General features: G+C 50.4%; 16 protein-coding genes and 1 riboswitch. All 16 genes read left to right on the top strand.

Translation table 11 applies throughout. The features are described from left to right. Positions 1-17: 17 nt before the first annotated feature. The 16 genes from KJ970_18910 (at position 18) to KJ970_18835 (ending at position 15,783) form a co-directional block, all read left to right on the top strand. Positions 18-1,652: a PorV/PorQ family protein gene (locus tag KJ970_18910; GenBank protein MBU2692994.1), complete on the top strand. Its 1,635-nt coding sequence runs from the start codon at positions 18-20 to the stop codon at positions 1,650-1,652. Between the two features lie 274 nt (positions 1,653-1,926). Further along, positions 1,927-2,325: a prepilin-type N-terminal cleavage/methylation domain-containing protein gene (locus KJ970_18905; protein ID MBU2692993.1), complete on the top strand. Its 399-nt coding sequence runs from the start codon at positions 1,927-1,929 to the stop codon at positions 2,323-2,325. 185 nt (positions 2,326-2,510) lie between these two features. Then, positions 2,511-2,936 (top strand): DUF2007 domain-containing protein, encoded by a 426-nt coding sequence (locus tag KJ970_18900; GenBank protein ID MBU2692992.1) that lies wholly within the window; start codon positions 2,511-2,513, stop codon positions 2,934-2,936. Between the two features lie 64 nt (positions 2,937-3,000). Continuing rightward, on the top strand, positions 3,001-3,228 hold the full coding sequence (locus KJ970_18895) for a hypothetical protein (protein ID MBU2692991.1): 228 nt from the start codon (positions 3,001-3,003) through the stop codon (positions 3,226-3,228). A gap of 6 nt (positions 3,229-3,234) precedes the next feature. After that, a riboswitch (FMN riboswitch) is annotated at positions 3,235-3,357 on the top strand. A 94-nt stretch (positions 3,358-3,451) separates the two neighbouring features. Continuing rightward, complete coding sequence (gene ribD, locus KJ970_18890) at positions 3,452-4,612, top strand: bifunctional diaminohydroxyphosphoribosylaminopyrimidine deaminase/5-amino-6-(5-phosphoribosylamino)uracil reductase RibD (GenBank protein ID MBU2692990.1); 1,161 nt, start codon at positions 3,452-3,454, stop codon at positions 4,610-4,612. After that, entirely contained in the window at positions 4,593-5,252 is a 660-nt protein-coding gene (locus tag KJ970_18885; protein MBU2692989.1) for a riboflavin synthase, read from the top strand. Before ribD ends, KJ970_18885 begins: the two co-directional genes overlap by 20 nt. Before the next feature lie 64 nt (positions 5,253-5,316). Next, positions 5,317-6,582 (top strand): bifunctional 3,4-dihydroxy-2-butanone-4-phosphate synthase/GTP cyclohydrolase II, encoded by a 1,266-nt coding sequence (locus tag KJ970_18880; protein MBU2692988.1) that lies wholly within the window; start codon positions 5,317-5,319, stop codon positions 6,580-6,582. Positions 6,583-6,623: 41 nt separating this feature from the next. Next, complete coding sequence (gene ribH, locus KJ970_18875; protein MBU2692987.1) at positions 6,624-7,115, top strand: 6,7-dimethyl-8-ribityllumazine synthase; 492 nt, start codon at positions 6,624-6,626, stop codon at positions 7,113-7,115. Positions 7,116-7,130: 15 nt separating this feature from the next. Continuing rightward, complete coding sequence (gene nusB, locus KJ970_18870; GenBank protein ID MBU2692986.1) at positions 7,131-7,592, top strand: transcription antitermination factor NusB; 462 nt, start codon at positions 7,131-7,133, stop codon at positions 7,590-7,592. After that, the gene (locus KJ970_18865; protein MBU2692985.1) at positions 7,589-8,365 is read left to right on the top strand and encodes a class I SAM-dependent methyltransferase; all 777 of its coding nucleotides are present in this window, start codon (positions 7,589-7,591) and stop codon (positions 8,363-8,365) included. The genes nusB and KJ970_18865 overlap by 4 nt, the downstream gene beginning before the upstream one ends. After that, entirely contained in the window at positions 8,362-9,492 is a 1,131-nt protein-coding gene (locus KJ970_18860) for a glycosyltransferase family 4 protein (protein MBU2692984.1), read from the top strand. The genes KJ970_18865 and KJ970_18860 overlap by 4 nt, the downstream gene beginning before the upstream one ends. Positions 9,493-9,543: 51 nt before the next feature. Further along, entirely contained in the window at positions 9,544-12,153 is a 2,610-nt protein-coding gene (locus tag KJ970_18855) for a DUF2723 domain-containing protein (protein ID MBU2692983.1), read from the top strand. 10 nt (positions 12,154-12,163) lie between these two features. After that, positions 12,164-13,120 (top strand): GDP-mannose 4,6-dehydratase, encoded by a 957-nt coding sequence (locus KJ970_18850; protein MBU2692982.1) that lies wholly within the window; start codon positions 12,164-12,166, stop codon positions 13,118-13,120. A 17-nt stretch (positions 13,121-13,137) separates the two neighbouring features. Further along, positions 13,138-14,076 carry a glycosyltransferase family 2 protein gene (locus tag KJ970_18845; protein MBU2692981.1) on the top strand — a complete coding sequence of 313 codons (939 nt, stop codon included), beginning with the start codon at positions 13,138-13,140 and terminating at the stop codon, positions 14,074-14,076. Then, positions 14,060-15,043, top strand: a complete 984-nt coding sequence (locus tag KJ970_18840) for an SDR family oxidoreductase (GenBank protein ID MBU2692980.1) — start codon at positions 14,060-14,062, stop codon at positions 15,041-15,043. The genes KJ970_18845 and KJ970_18840 overlap by 17 nt, the downstream gene beginning before the upstream one ends. A 2-nt stretch (positions 15,044-15,045) precedes the next feature. Beyond that, positions 15,046-15,783 carry a polyprenol monophosphomannose synthase gene (locus KJ970_18835; GenBank protein MBU2692979.1) on the top strand — a complete coding sequence of 246 codons (738 nt, stop codon included), beginning with the start codon at positions 15,046-15,048 and terminating at the stop codon, positions 15,781-15,783.

Genomic DNA, 15,783 nt, shown 5'->3' with positions numbered 1-15,783 from the left:
ACGAAGGAGGTCTTGAGATGTTGAGATGGCGTCGGGGTAGGATAACCGCCGGGGCTTTGCTTCTCGCTCTAGGAGGATTCCTCTTGGTTCCGGGGATGGGCATGGCTGCCGGCGAGGATGGCGGTACCAGTAATCACGGCGCAGCCTACCTACGCATGGGACTAGGCGCTAGAGCCCTTGGTATGGGCGGTGCCTTTGTCGCCGTTGCTGATGATGTAACGGCTGGATATTGGAATCCGGCAGGATTGGATTGGTCGTGTGGCATGCAGTTTACCGGCATGTATTCCGCGGCGATGAATCTAGACCGGAATTACAACTATTTGGGATTCTCCAACAAAGCACATTGGGGAGCCTTTGGTCTGTCGTTAATCTCCGCGGGGATGAGCGACATTGAGGAATGGAATGGTGATAATACCCACCAGGGTGATTTTGATTATAAAGATCTAGCCCTCATGGGACATCTTGCCAAATCCTATGAAATCTTCTCGGTTGGTATCACCGGTAAGTATCTGCGGCAATCAGTCGGCGCCAGTGTCAACGACGATTCGGCCAATGGCTGGGCCGTTGATATCGGCGCTGGAATGATGCTTACCGATTGGGCTCGGTTCGGTATTGCCGTCCAGGATGTCGCTTCCGGCTTGGGAAGCGATGAAGGTACGAATGATATACCAGCAAATCTCAGGGCTGGCATCGCATTTTCACCCATGCCTGGAATCATCGGAGCATTTGATGTCGAGAAGACTCGGCATGAAGAGGACGTGAAGATCCACTTTGGCGCAGAGGCAAGTGTGCCTCTATCTGAGGATATCGGGGCGGCTTTGCGCCTCGGCGCCGATGATGGCAAATTCGCCGGTGGTATCGGATTCCGTCTAAACTTCCTGGAAATTGACTATGCATATATCAATGAGCCACAAAATTTCCTGGATGAGAATCATCGCATCTCTGCGACCCTGAAATTTGGGGATCCCTGCGATACTTGGGGCGCCGGTTACGGCGGTGGGGTCAGAGATCGTGATGGCGACGGTATAGCCGATGCAAATGATGGCTGCCCGGATCTGGCCGAGGACATGGACGGGTTTGAAGACACAGATGGCTGCCCCGACTCCGATAATGACGGCGATGGCATTGCAGACATCTATGACGATTGCCCTAATATGGCCGAGGATTTTGATGGCTTCCGTGATGAAGATGGCTGTGCCGATCTGGATAATGACGGTGATGGCATTCTGGATGCTGATGACACTTGCCCTGGCGTGGCTGAGGTGTTCAATAACTTCCAGGACACCGATGGTTGCCCGGATGAGAAGCCGATCGAGTTCCCTCGGGCCTACATCAACTTCAAGTTCGGGACGGCTGAAATCAGCCATGCTGATCCTATTCCGGTCTTGAATGATGTTATCCGGATCATGAATGAGAATCCTGAGATCAGAGTAAAGATCACCGGACACACTGACAATATTGGCAGCGATGAGTACAACACAGCGCTTTCGTTAAGACGGGCTGAAGCTGTCAAAGCATATTTGGTCGAACGGGGCATTGATGCCGGACGTTTCGTCACTGAAGGTAAGGGCGAGTCGGTGCCGGTTGATACGAATGATACGGACGATGGCCGCGCTAGGAACCGGCGGATCGAGTTCGAGGTCGCTTCGTAGCAAAGAATGAAGAGTTGAGGATTAGTCCCTGCTCTACGGTTGAACCCGTCTTGGAGGCCGGCTGCTTAGCAGTCGGCCTCTACCGTTTTCATAATGCCCACAGTGTTGCAAAATGCCGGATAGGAAGCACCTGTCGACGGAGAAAAAAATTCACGAGAATGCCCCTATCCTATTGAATGACAATATGATAAAGGACTTCATGGATTATGGCCTGATTTGTGCTTGTTGTTTATACGGGAGATTCGAATGGATCACCGATTAAAATGAGGGGGCCATGATTCTGCGACAAGAAAAATGGAGCGAACAACAAGAGCAGCGCGGCTTTACACTGGTTGAGGTCATGGTTACCGTTGTAGTGATTGGAATATTAACTTCCATGGCGATTCCTAATTATATCCGACTCCAAGAGCGCGCAAAGACTGCCCAATGCATGAGCAATCAAAAGAATATTTCAACGGCGGCCACGGCTTACGGCATGGATAATGGCATTATCGATGCTAGTGTGAGCTGTCTTGACCTTTTCAATGCCGGCCTCATCTCCTCAGCCATAGCTGAGTGTCCCAGCAGTGAAAACTCAGATAATGACGACTATGAGATCACCTTTGTCGGTGGTGTGCCTGTAGCCGTTACCTGTTTGATTGCAGGCCCTGACCATCTCTGGGAGACAAATTAGCCATCTACCATCTCATCCAATTTCTGGCCGCCCTCATAGGGAGCCTTCTGCAGGTCGACCATATCCTCTTCATTGACTTATAAATAGAGACTTCCTGAAGAGAGCCTATCCCTCCCGATACCTGTCCCGCTTGACAATGCCCAAAACCCAGCTTAAGTTAAGTAGAAGATGGGAGTAGGGTTAGCATGATTTCACCCGCAAGAGATAGGGAGCTTATCTGCATTCGCTGCCGGCGAACCGTAGAGTCGGCGGACGGTTGTCCCTTCTGCTTCCCAAAGGACAGATGGGCAACATTTGAGGACAGTGATTCCGAAGTGTCTTCCCATGCCTTGCATTGGCGCGAATTAATTTCTGTCTACAACGCTCCGCATGAAATAGCCGCTATCTCGGTGCAGGCTGTTCTCGAAGATGTCGGTATAGCGGCCGTCGTGCGATCATCATTTGTCCCGGGATATGGTGGTGTGGCCATGACTCTATCTGGTAGCTGGGGCTGGGTTCTGGTTTCTCCTGAAGATGTTTCCGTGGCCGAAGAAATCATTGAAAACTATCTTCGGAGCCTGGGTGTCAGATCTTCCGACTCATCAACAGATTCACCCGGGCTGATTGAATAGGGATCCCGTTGACATTTTCGGCGACTGGCATGTTAGATCGATTTCGCAGCGGAGGGGCTTACAATTGATTATGGTCTTTCTGCGCTGGGTCATCGCCTTTCTCGTTCTTAGGATCATTTGGAAACTTTTACGCGGACTCCTGGGGAGCCATGAATCGTTGAAGAGAAGCGGTGAGGGTGCTGACCGGCGGACATCAAAAGCTGGTTCAAAATCATCCACATTCCCGTGGGATGAGAAAGAGATCACCGATGTCGGTTATGAGGAGGTGAACGAAAAGGATAAAGTTTTATAATAGAGAATTTTCCCTCGGGGCAGGGTGAAATCCCCGATCGGCGGTGATAGCCCGCGAACCCCTATAGCTGGGGCTGATCTTGTGAAAATCAGGAGCCGACCGTTAAAGTCGGGATGGAAGAGGGATGAGAGTCATCCTCACAACTTGGTATTTTAGAATTCTTGACCTTTGAGGAAACTCTTCAACGGCCGTTCAATCCCATGGCCCCGGGGTTGAGCGGCCGTTGATTATGGAGAGAGCCCTGTTGTACAAAGCAGACAATGAAATGAAGTTTATGCGGCAAGCCCTGGCATTGGCGCGGCGGGGCGTTGGCGGGACCCATCCAAATCCGCGGGTTGGCGCCATCCTGGTCCGCCGCGGTTCTATCGTTGGGCAGGGGTATCATCACTTTTTTGGGGGATCCCACGCTGAAGCGGAGGCGCTCTCAAACGCTCACGGTGATACGCTCTATGTGACACTAGAACCCTGTGCACATCATGGGAAAACGCCACCCTGCACGGATCTCATTGTACAGTCCGGGATAAGGCGAGTTGTGGTGGCGACCCTCGATCCAGACCGCCGGCTTCGCGGCAAAGGTGTTGAAATCTTGCGAACTCGAGGAATCCAGGTAGATACAGGAATCTTTCAAAAGGAAGCCAGGGAATTGAACCGCCCCTATTTTCTGCACAGACTGGCTGGGCGTTCTCATCTGACCCTAAAACTGGCCGTTTCCGCCGATGGCCGGTGTGCGGTGGGAGACGGTTTATCAAAGTGGATCAGCAGTGCTACCTCACGGAGCTATGTTCATCGTGTTCGGCGACGATCCGATGCTGTCGTTGTCGGTGTCGGGACGGTTCTAGCCGATGATCCTCTCCTGACAGATCACCGGCTTCGGGGTCGGCAACCCGTCCGGATCGTCTTGGATCAGGATTTGAGGATACCTCAGGATGCCCGGATTCTTGGCAAGGATGCCGAAACGATCCTTGTCACAACGGATGGGGCGTCAAAGAAACAATGTGACTTTTTTCGAGAACGCGGCATCGGGGTCTGGGTTCTCCCCCCGACAGAAAATGGTCTTATTTGCTTAAGGGCCTTTCTACAAAGGACCGCCCGTGAAGGGCTCCTTGATTTGCTTTGCGAGGGGGGAAGGGAGATAGCGACATCCTTTGTGGCGGACGGTTTGATGGACCGGCTGATCTTAGTTCAGGCTCCCCGGCTATTTGGGGGATATTGGACCTGGTTGGGTGATCTCGGGATCTCCAATTTGAAGGAGGGGGTCGAACTGGCGCCCCCTCAGATTCGAAAAATGGGAGAAGATATTATCGTGGCTTGGCCCTCTCTGGCTTCAGAGCAGCTCATTCACCAATGGAATCCCCGGAGGAAGAATGTTCACAGGACTCATTGAAGAGATCGGAGAGATCTATTCCGCCCGAGTCGAGTCCGGGGGGAAGCGTTTCGTGATTCAGGGTCATAAGGTCATGGAGGAATTATCCACCGGTGATTCTGTCTCGATTGGTGGCGTCTGTTTGACCGTCGAGAAGATGGATCCGGCCGCCTACACTTTTCAGGTGTTCGCCATGAAAGAAACCTTGAAACGCTCCAATGCCGGTGCTTGGCGTAAAGGAACCCCAGTAAACTTGGAAAGGGCTCTCCGGCTCTCGGCTCGATTGGGTGGCCATCTTGTACAGGGGCATGTTGATGGCCTGGGCCGCCTCATCAATATTCGGAGAGACGGCGCCTCCAGAAGGCTGATCTTGGAAATTCCCGCAGAACTCAGGCGCTTCATCGCTGAGAAGGGTTCGATCGCCCTGGATGGAGTCAGTCTCACCATCGGCAAAATTGTGCCTCGCGGATGTGAAATTCATCTGATTCCAGAAACACTTAAGAGAACGACACTGGGCCGACTTCGCAGCGGCGAAATGATAAATGTCGAGGTCGATTTAATGGCCCGATATCTTCTCCGTTTTTTGGAAAACGATAACATTTCAACGGAAACGATTTCAAAAATCCTAAGATGTGATGATGCAGGTGGAAGAGATCATTGAACAGAAGGTGTGGAGCGTCTTTACGATGGATATAATGGATAGCACTGAGGGAGTCACAGAGGTTATGAGGGATTCAAAGGACCCAGAAGAGCTCAATTCAATCGAGGAGGCGATCGAGGAGATCCGCGCCGGCCGGATGCTTATTGTTGTCGATGATGAGGATCGCGAGAATGAAGGCGACTTTATCATGGCAGGCGATAAGGTGACGCCGGAGGCGGTCAATTTCATGAGCCTCTACGGTCGGGGTCTCATCTGTGTCCCATTGGCTGAGGAGAGATTGAAAGAACTCGATCTCCATCCAATGGTTTCGGAGAACACATCCAAGATGGGAACCTCGTTTACGGTAAGTGTTGATGCTGTCCGGGAGACCACGACCGGAATCAGCGCGCAGGATCGAGCTGTGACGATCAGGACTTTGCTTGATCCCAGGACCCGACCTCAAGATTTGGCGAGACCCGGGCATATCTTCCCCCTTCGGGCGGCTCAGGGTGGAGTCCTTCGGCGAGCCGGACATACCGAAGCGGCCGTTGATCTTGCACGATTGGCTCAGTTGACTCCCGCCGGAGTTCTGTGTGAGATCATGAATGAGGATGGGTCGATGGCCCGGTTGCCACATTTGCGCAAGATGGCCAAGCGGTTTGATCTCAAAATCATCTCAGTCGCCTCTCTTATCCAGTACAGACGTCATCATGATCAATTGATCCGAAAAATTGTGCGGACACACCTCCCAACTCGTTTTGGGGATTTTGAACTCTTTATCTTCCGGAGCGTTCTGGAAGGAGATGTCCATGTCGCCCTCGTTAAGGGAGATGTATCATCCGGGGGACCGGTTTTGGTCCGGGTCCATTCCCAATGTCTTACCGGGGATGTCCTGGAAAGTCATCGTTGCGATTGTGGTGAACAGAAGGATCTCGCGCTGGAGCGGATAGGGAAAGAGGGACGCGGTGTTTTCCTCTACATGCGGCAGGAGGGACGGGGGATAGGTCTGGAAAACAAGATTCGGGCTTATCATCTCCAGGATCAGGGATTGGATACGGTGGAAGCCAATCTGAAGCTGGGATTCCGCCCTGATGAGCGTGATTATGGTATCGGGGCCCAAATACTCGCTGAGTTGGGCGTCCGAGAGATTCGGCTGATGACCAACAATCCAAAAAAGAGGGCGGGATTGGAAGGGTATGGACTGAAAATCGTCGAAAGGATTCCTCTTGAGATCTCTCCAAAAGAGGAGAATCGTCACTACTTAGAGACAAAGAGAACCAAACTGGGACATCTTTTCGGCAGTGGACATGATGAGACCCTTCAGGACGAGGAAGGTTCCCGATCGGATTGACACAAGCCGCAAGCGCCTGTGGGCAGACGGAGGATGGAGTGATGGCAAATGAGTTTAAAGCGACATTGGATGCCAAAGGCAAGAAATTCTGTATCGTGGCGTCCCGGTATGGCCGAATAATCACCGATCGACTCGTTACAGGCGCCTTGGAGTGTATTCAGCAACATGGAGGACGAGAGACGGATGTGGATATCTACTGGGTTCCTGGTTCCTTTGAAATCCCACTTGTTGCGAAACTTCGGGCGAAGAGCGGAGTTTACGACGCCATCATGGCCCTGGGGTGCGTTCTCCGAGGCGAGACACCGCACAACGAGTACATTGCCGGTGAAGTGGTAAAAGGGTTGGCGCATATCAATTTAGAGACGGAAGTCCCCACGATTTTCGGTGTCCTGACCGTCGATACCATGGAGCAGGGAATTGACCGGGCTGGAATGAAGGGCGGCGGTCGTGGATATGAAGCTGCGTCTGTGGCCATCGAGATGGCGAATCTTGTACCGAAGGCCGGACAAAAACCGGGGTCCCGGAAAAGATGATAGTCCGGTAATATAGTGAAATTAAACGATCTACAAAGAAGGGGCGGGCGTCGAAAGGCGAGAGAACTGGTTTTTCGCGCCCTCTATGAATCTGGTGTTACTCGGGATTCTCTCCTGGAGATCATGGAGCTTTCCCTTGGGAAGTTTCGGTTGACGATGGAGGGCCGCGAGTACGCCTTGCAATTGACGGCGGCATGCGAGCAGGGACTTGAGCCGATCGATCAGGTCATTTCATCTGTTTTGAAATCCTGGGATGCCGAACGTTTGGGCTTGGTCGAGCGCGCGATTCTCCGTCTGGCGGGTGTCGAACTCAAGTGGCAAACCGCTATTGATGCCAGGATCATCCTGGATGAAGCGGTGCGCCTGGCGACCCGCTATGGTTCGGATGAATCTCCCGCCTTTGTAAATGGGGTCCTGGATCCCATCGCCAGGCACTTTAGACCGGGAGAATTGGAAGGAGACGCAGGCGGGGCATGAAAGAATCCACCTCGCAGCACTGGGAGCGCTATTGGCGGCAGGAAGCCCAGGTAGAAGAAATCTATTCGAATGAAGATAGATTGTTAAAGCATCTCCTGGATCTTCCCTTAAAAAACAAGTGGGTTCTCGAAGTCGGCGCTGGCTCTGGCCGAGATAGTCTCATTCTGGCTCGAAATGGAGCCCGAGTAGTGTTGCTGGATTATGTTGCCTCTTCGTTTCAGGTTATCCGCCGATTGGCTGAGGAAGACGGAGCGGAGGTCATCTGTGTCTGTGCGGATGCGACACGATCACCCTTCAGGGATAACACCTTTGATCTGGTTTTCCACCAGGGACTGCTCGAGCACTTTCGTGAGCCCAGAGATTTGCTGAGGGATAATTTTCGGATAACGGCGAAGAACGGTTATTGTCTCGCCGATGTACCTCAAAAGTACCATTTGTACACGTTTGGAAAGCACATTCTGATTGCCCTTGGCAGGTGGTTTGCAGGCTGGGAAACTGAATTTACACCTGCGGAATTGGAACACCTCATGCGGGAGCATGGGTTTCAAGTTGTTCGAACCTATGGCGCCTGGTTTGTGCCGGGGCTTTTTTACCGCGGCATCCGTTTCATGCTACGCCGAAGTGGGTTGGCGCGATTGCCTTTATATCCGCCTGAGATATGGCCCCTTTCGGCCATGGGACGACGCTGGCGCCGGATCTTATCGAAATACCGATGGGGATTGTATACGACAGCGATGATAGGCGTATTGGGGAGGAAGATTCACACCACATGAAACGGCATATACTCATCATTTCCTACCGGGACATCAGGCATCCGCAGTGGGGTGGCGCTGAAGTCATCATTTATGAGATATTTCGTCGAATCCAACACCAAGGGTATAAGATATCGTTTCTGTGCGGCAGTTTTCCCGGCGGCCCCTCGCGGGATGAGATTGATGGAATGCAGATTTATAGAGTCGGGAATCTGTATAACTTCAATTTTAAGGCGGCTCTATTCCTGAGATCGATGGCGGCGCGGGAAAAGATTGATTTGGTTGTTGAGGATATAAATAAAATTCCATTCTACTCCCCCCTATTTGTAAAAAACACACCGACTCTTTGCATTGTCCCGCATCTGTTTGGGACGACGGTTTTCAAGGAGGCGCCCTTTCTCCTGGCGGCTTATGTTTACTTATATGAACAATTTATTCCCCGCATCTACAAAAGAAGCCATTTTTCGGCCCTTTCCGGAACAACCAGAGACGATTTGATCTCGCGCGGCATCCCTCAGCAGCACATTCACCTTATACGAAGTGGAATAGACCATGATCTTCATGTTCCTCCCAGTGAGCGGCCGTCATCTCCTGAGCCCATTTTCCTTTATCTGGGCCGGTTGAAGAAATACAAGAGGATCGAGCTTCCCATCTTGGCCATGCCCACGATACTCAAGACCGTTCCTAAGGCCCAATACTGGATTGTGGGGGATGGGGATTACCGTCCGCAGCTGGAAGAGCTGACGACGCGTATGGGCTTGAAGGATTCCGTCCGTTTTCTGGGGATGCGGATGGGGCGCGATAAGCTGGATCTTCTTCATAAAAGTCGTATTCTTGTCTACACGTCGCCCAAGGAAGGGTGGGGTTTGTCCGTTATCGAGGCCAATGCCACCGGTTGTGTTGCTGTCGCTTCCAATAGCCCGGGTCTCAGAGAATCGGTAAGGCATGAGGAGACCGGACTGCTGGTGCCTCATGGCGATGTGAAGGCTTTGGCGGCTGCATTGATCCGCTTGTTGACGGATAACCAGCTCTGGCTCCGGATGAGCCGGGAGGGCGTGAAGTGGGCTGGTGAATTCCATTGGGAAAAGTCGACACGAGAGACCTTGAATCTGATTGAGCATGTTATCGGTTCACCGGCCGTTCCGTAACCGGTGAATCGGAGGTTGGCGGAAAATAGGTTTTAGGAAAGGCACACAAAGATGAAAGAGGAAGCGTCCACGGCCTGGAATGCCGCCCCGAATAAAATTCCGGTGTGGAAACGCCTGCTGACTCCAATTTCCTTGGGGGGATTGGCGGTCCTTGTCGTAACCCAAATCGTTTACTTGGCGACGCTAAATATAACTTGTCCATTTTGGGACAGCGGGGAATTCATCGCCAGCTCGCATATTCTCGGCGTCCCGCACCCACCAGGAACTCCGATGTATGTCCTCATCGGGCGTCTCTTTAGTTTGATTCCGATATGGGAGGTGGCTACCCGGGTAAACTATTTATCCGCTATCTCTTCGTCTGTTGCGGCTGTTTTTGTCTATCTCGTCACTATTCAATTCTTTCGGCGCTGGCCGGGGGTTGAAGAAGCTTGGGAAACTCCATCCGAGAACCCTGCCGCAGGAAGGTTTTCCCGGATAGGATGGGGCCAGTGGATGGCATTGGCGGCGGGTTTAGTCGCTGGATTCTTCACTGCATTTGGGAGAACTTACTGGGATAATGCCGTAGAGGCGGAGGTCTACGGTCTCTCCGGTCTGGTCATGATTCTCACCGTCTGGATGGCATTAAAATGGGCCGACGGCGTCGAGAGCTTTCGGAAGTGGAGCGCGAACAAGCATGAAAGGGGAGATCGAGGCGGAGCCGTTTCCCCCGCGCAACCTGGTATGTTGGTTCTTATTGTATATCTCCTGTTCCTGTCCATTGGTATTCACATGGGCACGTTTATTGTTTTGCCGGCGATTGTTTTATTTGTAGCCGTCATTGATTCCCGTACAGTACTTAATTTCCGGTTTCTTGGGTCAATGGTCGTGGCTGGATTATCTATCCTTCTTTTCTTTATACTTAATCAACAAACGTCTATTCCCATGGCATTGGCCATATCCTTAGGAGTTTATGGATTGGTGGTTGTCTTTTCTTGGAAAACGCTCGGTCGAAGGAACTATGCCTTCTGGTTTTTTTGTCTTGGTTTTCTGGGTGTTTCTGTGCATCTCTATTTGTTTATTCGGTCCCATTTGGATCCTGGAATCAATGAAGCCGATCCTTCAACCTGGGAGGCGTTTTGGCTGGTTTTAACAAGAGATCAATATAAACCACCCAATCCATTCATACAAAGGCAAACAACTTTTGCCATTCAATTTACTAAGCACTTTTGGAGGTATGCGCACGATCAGTACAATTTAGGGATCCTTCCGGGAGGTCTGAAACTCTATTTGCCATATGCCCTGGGATTGATGGGGGTCGTTGCCCACTGGATCAGAGAGAAGAAAGGCGCCATCTTTATGACGGTGCTTTACCTATCGACCAGTTTGTTTCTCATTTGGTACCTGAATTTTAGAGAGAATGAAGTCAGGGATAGGGATTATTTCTTTGTCGCAAGTTATCAATTCTTTGCCGTATGGATTGGTTTGGGGGTCGGTGAGCTGTTCCTTACCTTGAAGGATAGTCTTAATAGGAGTACAAGCCGTTTCATCCTGCCTGTTGTCGGCGTGGTGGCCGTACTATTGAGTCTTATGCCGGCCAAAGCTGGTTATTTTGAGCACGATCGTTCGAAGTTTTGGATCGCGCGGGATTATGCGAGCAACATGCTGACCCCTCTGGAGCCTGATGCCATTCTTTTTACTAATGGTGATAATGATACATTTCCACTGTGGTATATACAGGAGGTTGAATACCTCCGACGGGATATCCGGGTAGTAAATCTCTCGCTACTGCAAACACAATGGTATATCCGGCAGCTTCGGGATTATGAACCGAAAGTAGATCTTGGGTGGGATGATAAGACGATCGACGCACTTCGTCCCTATATTGATCGGGATGGCGAAGTTGTCTGGGTTAATGATATCTGTGTGCATCGAATTATTGATGTTTATTATGGGAAACGGCCGATATATATCGCTGTGACCGTTCCGGATCTTCGTGGACTAAAGGATCGCCTGGTTCAGGAAGGACTTGTATTTTCCGTCCGGAAACCTGGAGAGGGCGGGATCGATGTGGAATTGACGCAAAGGAATCTGGGCGAAGTATTTTCCTATCGCGGATTATTGGATGAGAACGGTAAACACGACGATTCTATTTACAAGGATGAAACCGCATCAAAGTTGGTGCAAAATTACGCTTCAGGTTGGGTTGGGATAGCGCACAGATATGTGCAGCGCGGAGGAGACGAAGAGAATCGGCGTTTGGCGTTGGAAGCCTTGGAAAAAGCAAAAAACATCAGCCCGACCTATCCTGGAACAAGTTATACTTTGGGAGTCATCTATTACCGGATGCAAAACTATGCTGAAGCTGAATCCACATTCATGGACTTGGTGAAACAGGGTGATGGCGATGTCCAAGTTCTGAGACTATTGGGTTTGTCTCAAGAGGCTCAGGGCAAAAACAATGATGCGTTGCGGTCTTATGAAAGCGCTCTGAATATGGATCCAGCGGACCGGGAAAGTTATGTTAATCTATTTCAATTCCTGGTAAGTCTTGATCAACCTAGATTGGCGCTGGATATTCTTGATCGATGGTTGCGGTTTAAACCGGATGATGCCGCGTTCCTAGACGCACGGCGTATCATCGTTGAAACTTTAGATTCCACCGGGGTTGCACACCCCCGGTAATGTGGGGAAAATGTCAAATACTTGTATTGTAACAGGAGCCGCGGGATTTATAGGTTCACAATTGAGCGACGCTCTTCTATCAGCGGGATGGCGTGTTATAGGCATTGATGCACTGGACAACAATTATGATTGCAGGATTAAAGAGTGGAATCTAGAGTCACTGAAGGCCCGTCGTGAATTCCAATGGATTCATGGAGACCTGATGGAAATTGATCTCACTGAAATCCTGAAAGGAGCGCACTTCGTTTTCCACCTGGCGGCCAGGCCCGGCGTGCGGGACAGCTGGGGCGAGAATTATCGAATTTATGATCGTCAAAATGTCTTAGCGACTCAGCGACTTCTAGAAGCATGTATCATAACCCGCCCGCGCCGGTTAATCTATGCCTCCTCCTCATCTGTTTACGGAGAGATGCCGGGTCGGCCGGTTCGGGAGGATGATGCGAAACGGCCGATGTCGCCCTATGGAGTTTCCAAGCTGGCGGGCGAACATCTCGTCATGGCATATCACCGCTGTTTTAAGCAATCGGTGGCGGCTCTGCGATATTTTACAGTCTACGGTCCTCGACAACGGCCCGACATGGCTTTTCATCGTTTTTTTCGCGCTATTATGACAAATAATGAAATTCTTGTTTTTGGTGATGGAAATCAAACCCGGGATGTAACTTTCGTCGGCGATATTGTGCATGCAACCATTCAGGCAATGGATCAGGGTTCTGAAAATGGGATATATAATATAGGCGGGGGCCACCGGGTGAGCATCAACGAAATATTAAAAACTATGGAAAAGATATTAGGTCAGTCAATACGGATAAAGTACGAAAAACGACCCGCAGGTGATCCGCTGCATACGGGCGCAGATATTGCACTGGCACGCCGTGAAATATCTTTTAAACCAAAGATACTGTTGGAAGAAGGTTTGCGGGAAATGGCCCTTTGGATGGATGCCTGCCTGAGGCGGGGGCTTTGATTATGTCACTTGAGAGAATTGCGGTATCAATTGTCATTCCCACGTATAATGAGAAAGAATCCCTGCAGGCACTGCACTCGGCTCTCACCGATGTTTTGATAAAAACCGATAGTACTTATGAAATTATCTTTGTTGATGACGGCTCAAATGACGACTCAGTGGTTGTGCTGGAGGAGCTGAGTCGTATGGATGCCCATCTTCGAGTGATTTCGCTGCGACGGAATTTCGGGAAATCGGCTGCTCTGGCGGCGGGATTCGATACGGCCCGCGGTGAAATCATTGTCACCATGGATTCTGATCTTCAAGACGATCCGCGTGAGATCCCGGACATGATTAAAATGTTGGAAAATTACGATTTGGTATCGGGATGGAAACAAAAGCGACGGGATCCAATATCAAAAGTCTGGCCGTCAAGGCTTTATAATTCCGTGACATCGATTGTTACCGGGATAAAAATACATGATTTCAATTGCGGTTTCAAGGCGTATCGGCGGGAAGTTGTGGAACAACTGGAACTGCATGGTGAGCTCCACAGATTCATTCCTGTTCTGGCGGCGCGCCAAGGCTTTAGCATTGGTGAAAAGGCGGTTATTCATCACCGAAGGCGTTTCGGGACTTCGAAATTCGGTGCTGAACGCTTCCTAAACGGATTCCTTGATTTGTTGACAGTGATGTTCATGTCATCACATCAACGCAGTCCGCTTCATGTTTTCGGCCGGATGGGTGTGGCCTTTCTTGGGATCGGTGTTCTGATAAATATTTATATGGCCTGCATCTGGATCATTGAGCATAGCCTTCGAGTTCGCCCATTATTGCTGTTTGGTGTTGTTCTCATAATTCTGGGGATTCAATTTGTTACAATGGGCTTGTTGGGTGAGATGATCGCGGGTTTGCAGAGAGAACGTCCTTATAGGGTGCGGAAAAGAATTCCGCCAGAGGATGTCAAGGACAATTGAAAGGAGTAATGAGGTGAGAATATTAATTACCGGTGGCGCAGGATTCATCGGATCAAACCTGTGTGACGGTCTGCTGGAGAGGGGGCATCAGGTTATCTGCATGGATAATCTTCTCACAGGCTCACCGGATAATATTGCTCATATTCGAAGTCCTGAATTCACCTTCATTCAATATGATGTAACGAATTATATTTACGTCGAGGGAGCGCTGGACTATGTTCTTCATTTTGCGAGTCCGGCAAGTCCGATCGATTATCTGCGGCTGCCCATCCATACACTTAAGGTCGGCGCCCTGGGCACGCATAAGGCCCTAGGACTGGCGAAAGCGAAAAATGCAAAATTTTTACTTGCATCGACCTCAGAGGTCTATGGCGATCCCCTCATCCATCCCCAACCAGAATCATATTGGGGAAATGTTAATCCAATCGGGATACGTGGTGTATATGATGAGGCCAAAAGATACGCTGAAGCGCTGACAATGGCATATCATCGTTATCATGGCGTAGAAACAAAAATAGTAAGGATATTTAATACATTTGGCCCCCGGATGCGTATGAATGACGGCCGGGCGGTTCCGAATTTTATCACACAGGCTTTGCGGGGTGAGGATATAACCATCTATGGCGATGGAACCCAAACCCGGAGTTTTGGTTATATCACTGATCTAGTAGAGGGCATTGTAAAACTTATGGCCTCTGATTCCGTTGAGCCGGTAAACATAGGAAATCCGCAAGAGATGACGGTGCGTGAAATGGCGGAGAGAATTCTGGAAATCACCGGCAGCCGCAGCAAGATCGTCTTTCAGGAACTCCCTGAAGATGATCCAAAAGTGAGACAGCCGGATATAACTCTGGCGCAGCGCCAACTGGATTGGAAACCAAAGGTTGATATACGAGATGCCCTGATTCGAACTGTGGAATACTTCCGAGAGGCGATTAAAATCCAGAATGGGATGGAAGGCCGGTAACGATGCGCACACTAGTCGTTATACCCACCTATAATGAGAGGGAAAATATTCAGGTCGTCATCCCCAAGATCCTGGATCATCCATATGATCTTCAGATCCTGGTCGTGGATGATGGCTCGCCCGACGGGACCGGACAGATAGTAGAAGAGATGGGGAAGAGTGACCCACGGATTTCTCTTCTGCGGCGCCCGGGGAAAATGGGGCTTGGATCGGCTTATGTCGCCGGTTTTCAAAGGGCGATAGAAATGGATGTGGATTGCGTAATCCAGATGGATGCGGATTTGTCACATGATCCGCAGGCCATTCCGGAGTTTATAGAGGGCATTAAGGATAGTGATTTGGTCGTAGGAAGCCGATATCTCAACGGGGTGACGGTTGTCAATTGGCCCATAAGGCGGCTCATACTGAGCTTTGGGGCCAACCTTTATACAAAAATCGTGACAGGAATGCCATTGTCTGATGCCACCGGCGGATTTAAATGTTTTCGTCGGTCAACATTAGAGTTAATTGATCTTGATAAGATAGGATCGGATGGATACGGCTTCCAGATAGAGATGAATTTTCAATGCTGGCGCAGAAATTTGAGAATCCGCGAGATTCCAATTGTATTTGTAGACAGGCAAAAGGGAGCCAGCAAATTATCCCGTTGGATTGTATGGGAGGCCATCTGGTTGGTTTGGCGTTTGGCCCTTTCCCGCTGGTTTGGATCGGCACCAAAAGCAGATAAGGGAAGGTCCTGA

The sequence above is a fragment of the Candidatus Eisenbacteria bacterium genome (assembly GCA_018831195.1).
Lineage (GTDB): Bacteria > Eisenbacteria > RBG-16-71-46 > CAIMUX01 > JAHJDP01 > JAHJDP01.
This window is presented reverse-complemented; position numbering and strand designations above follow the sequence as displayed.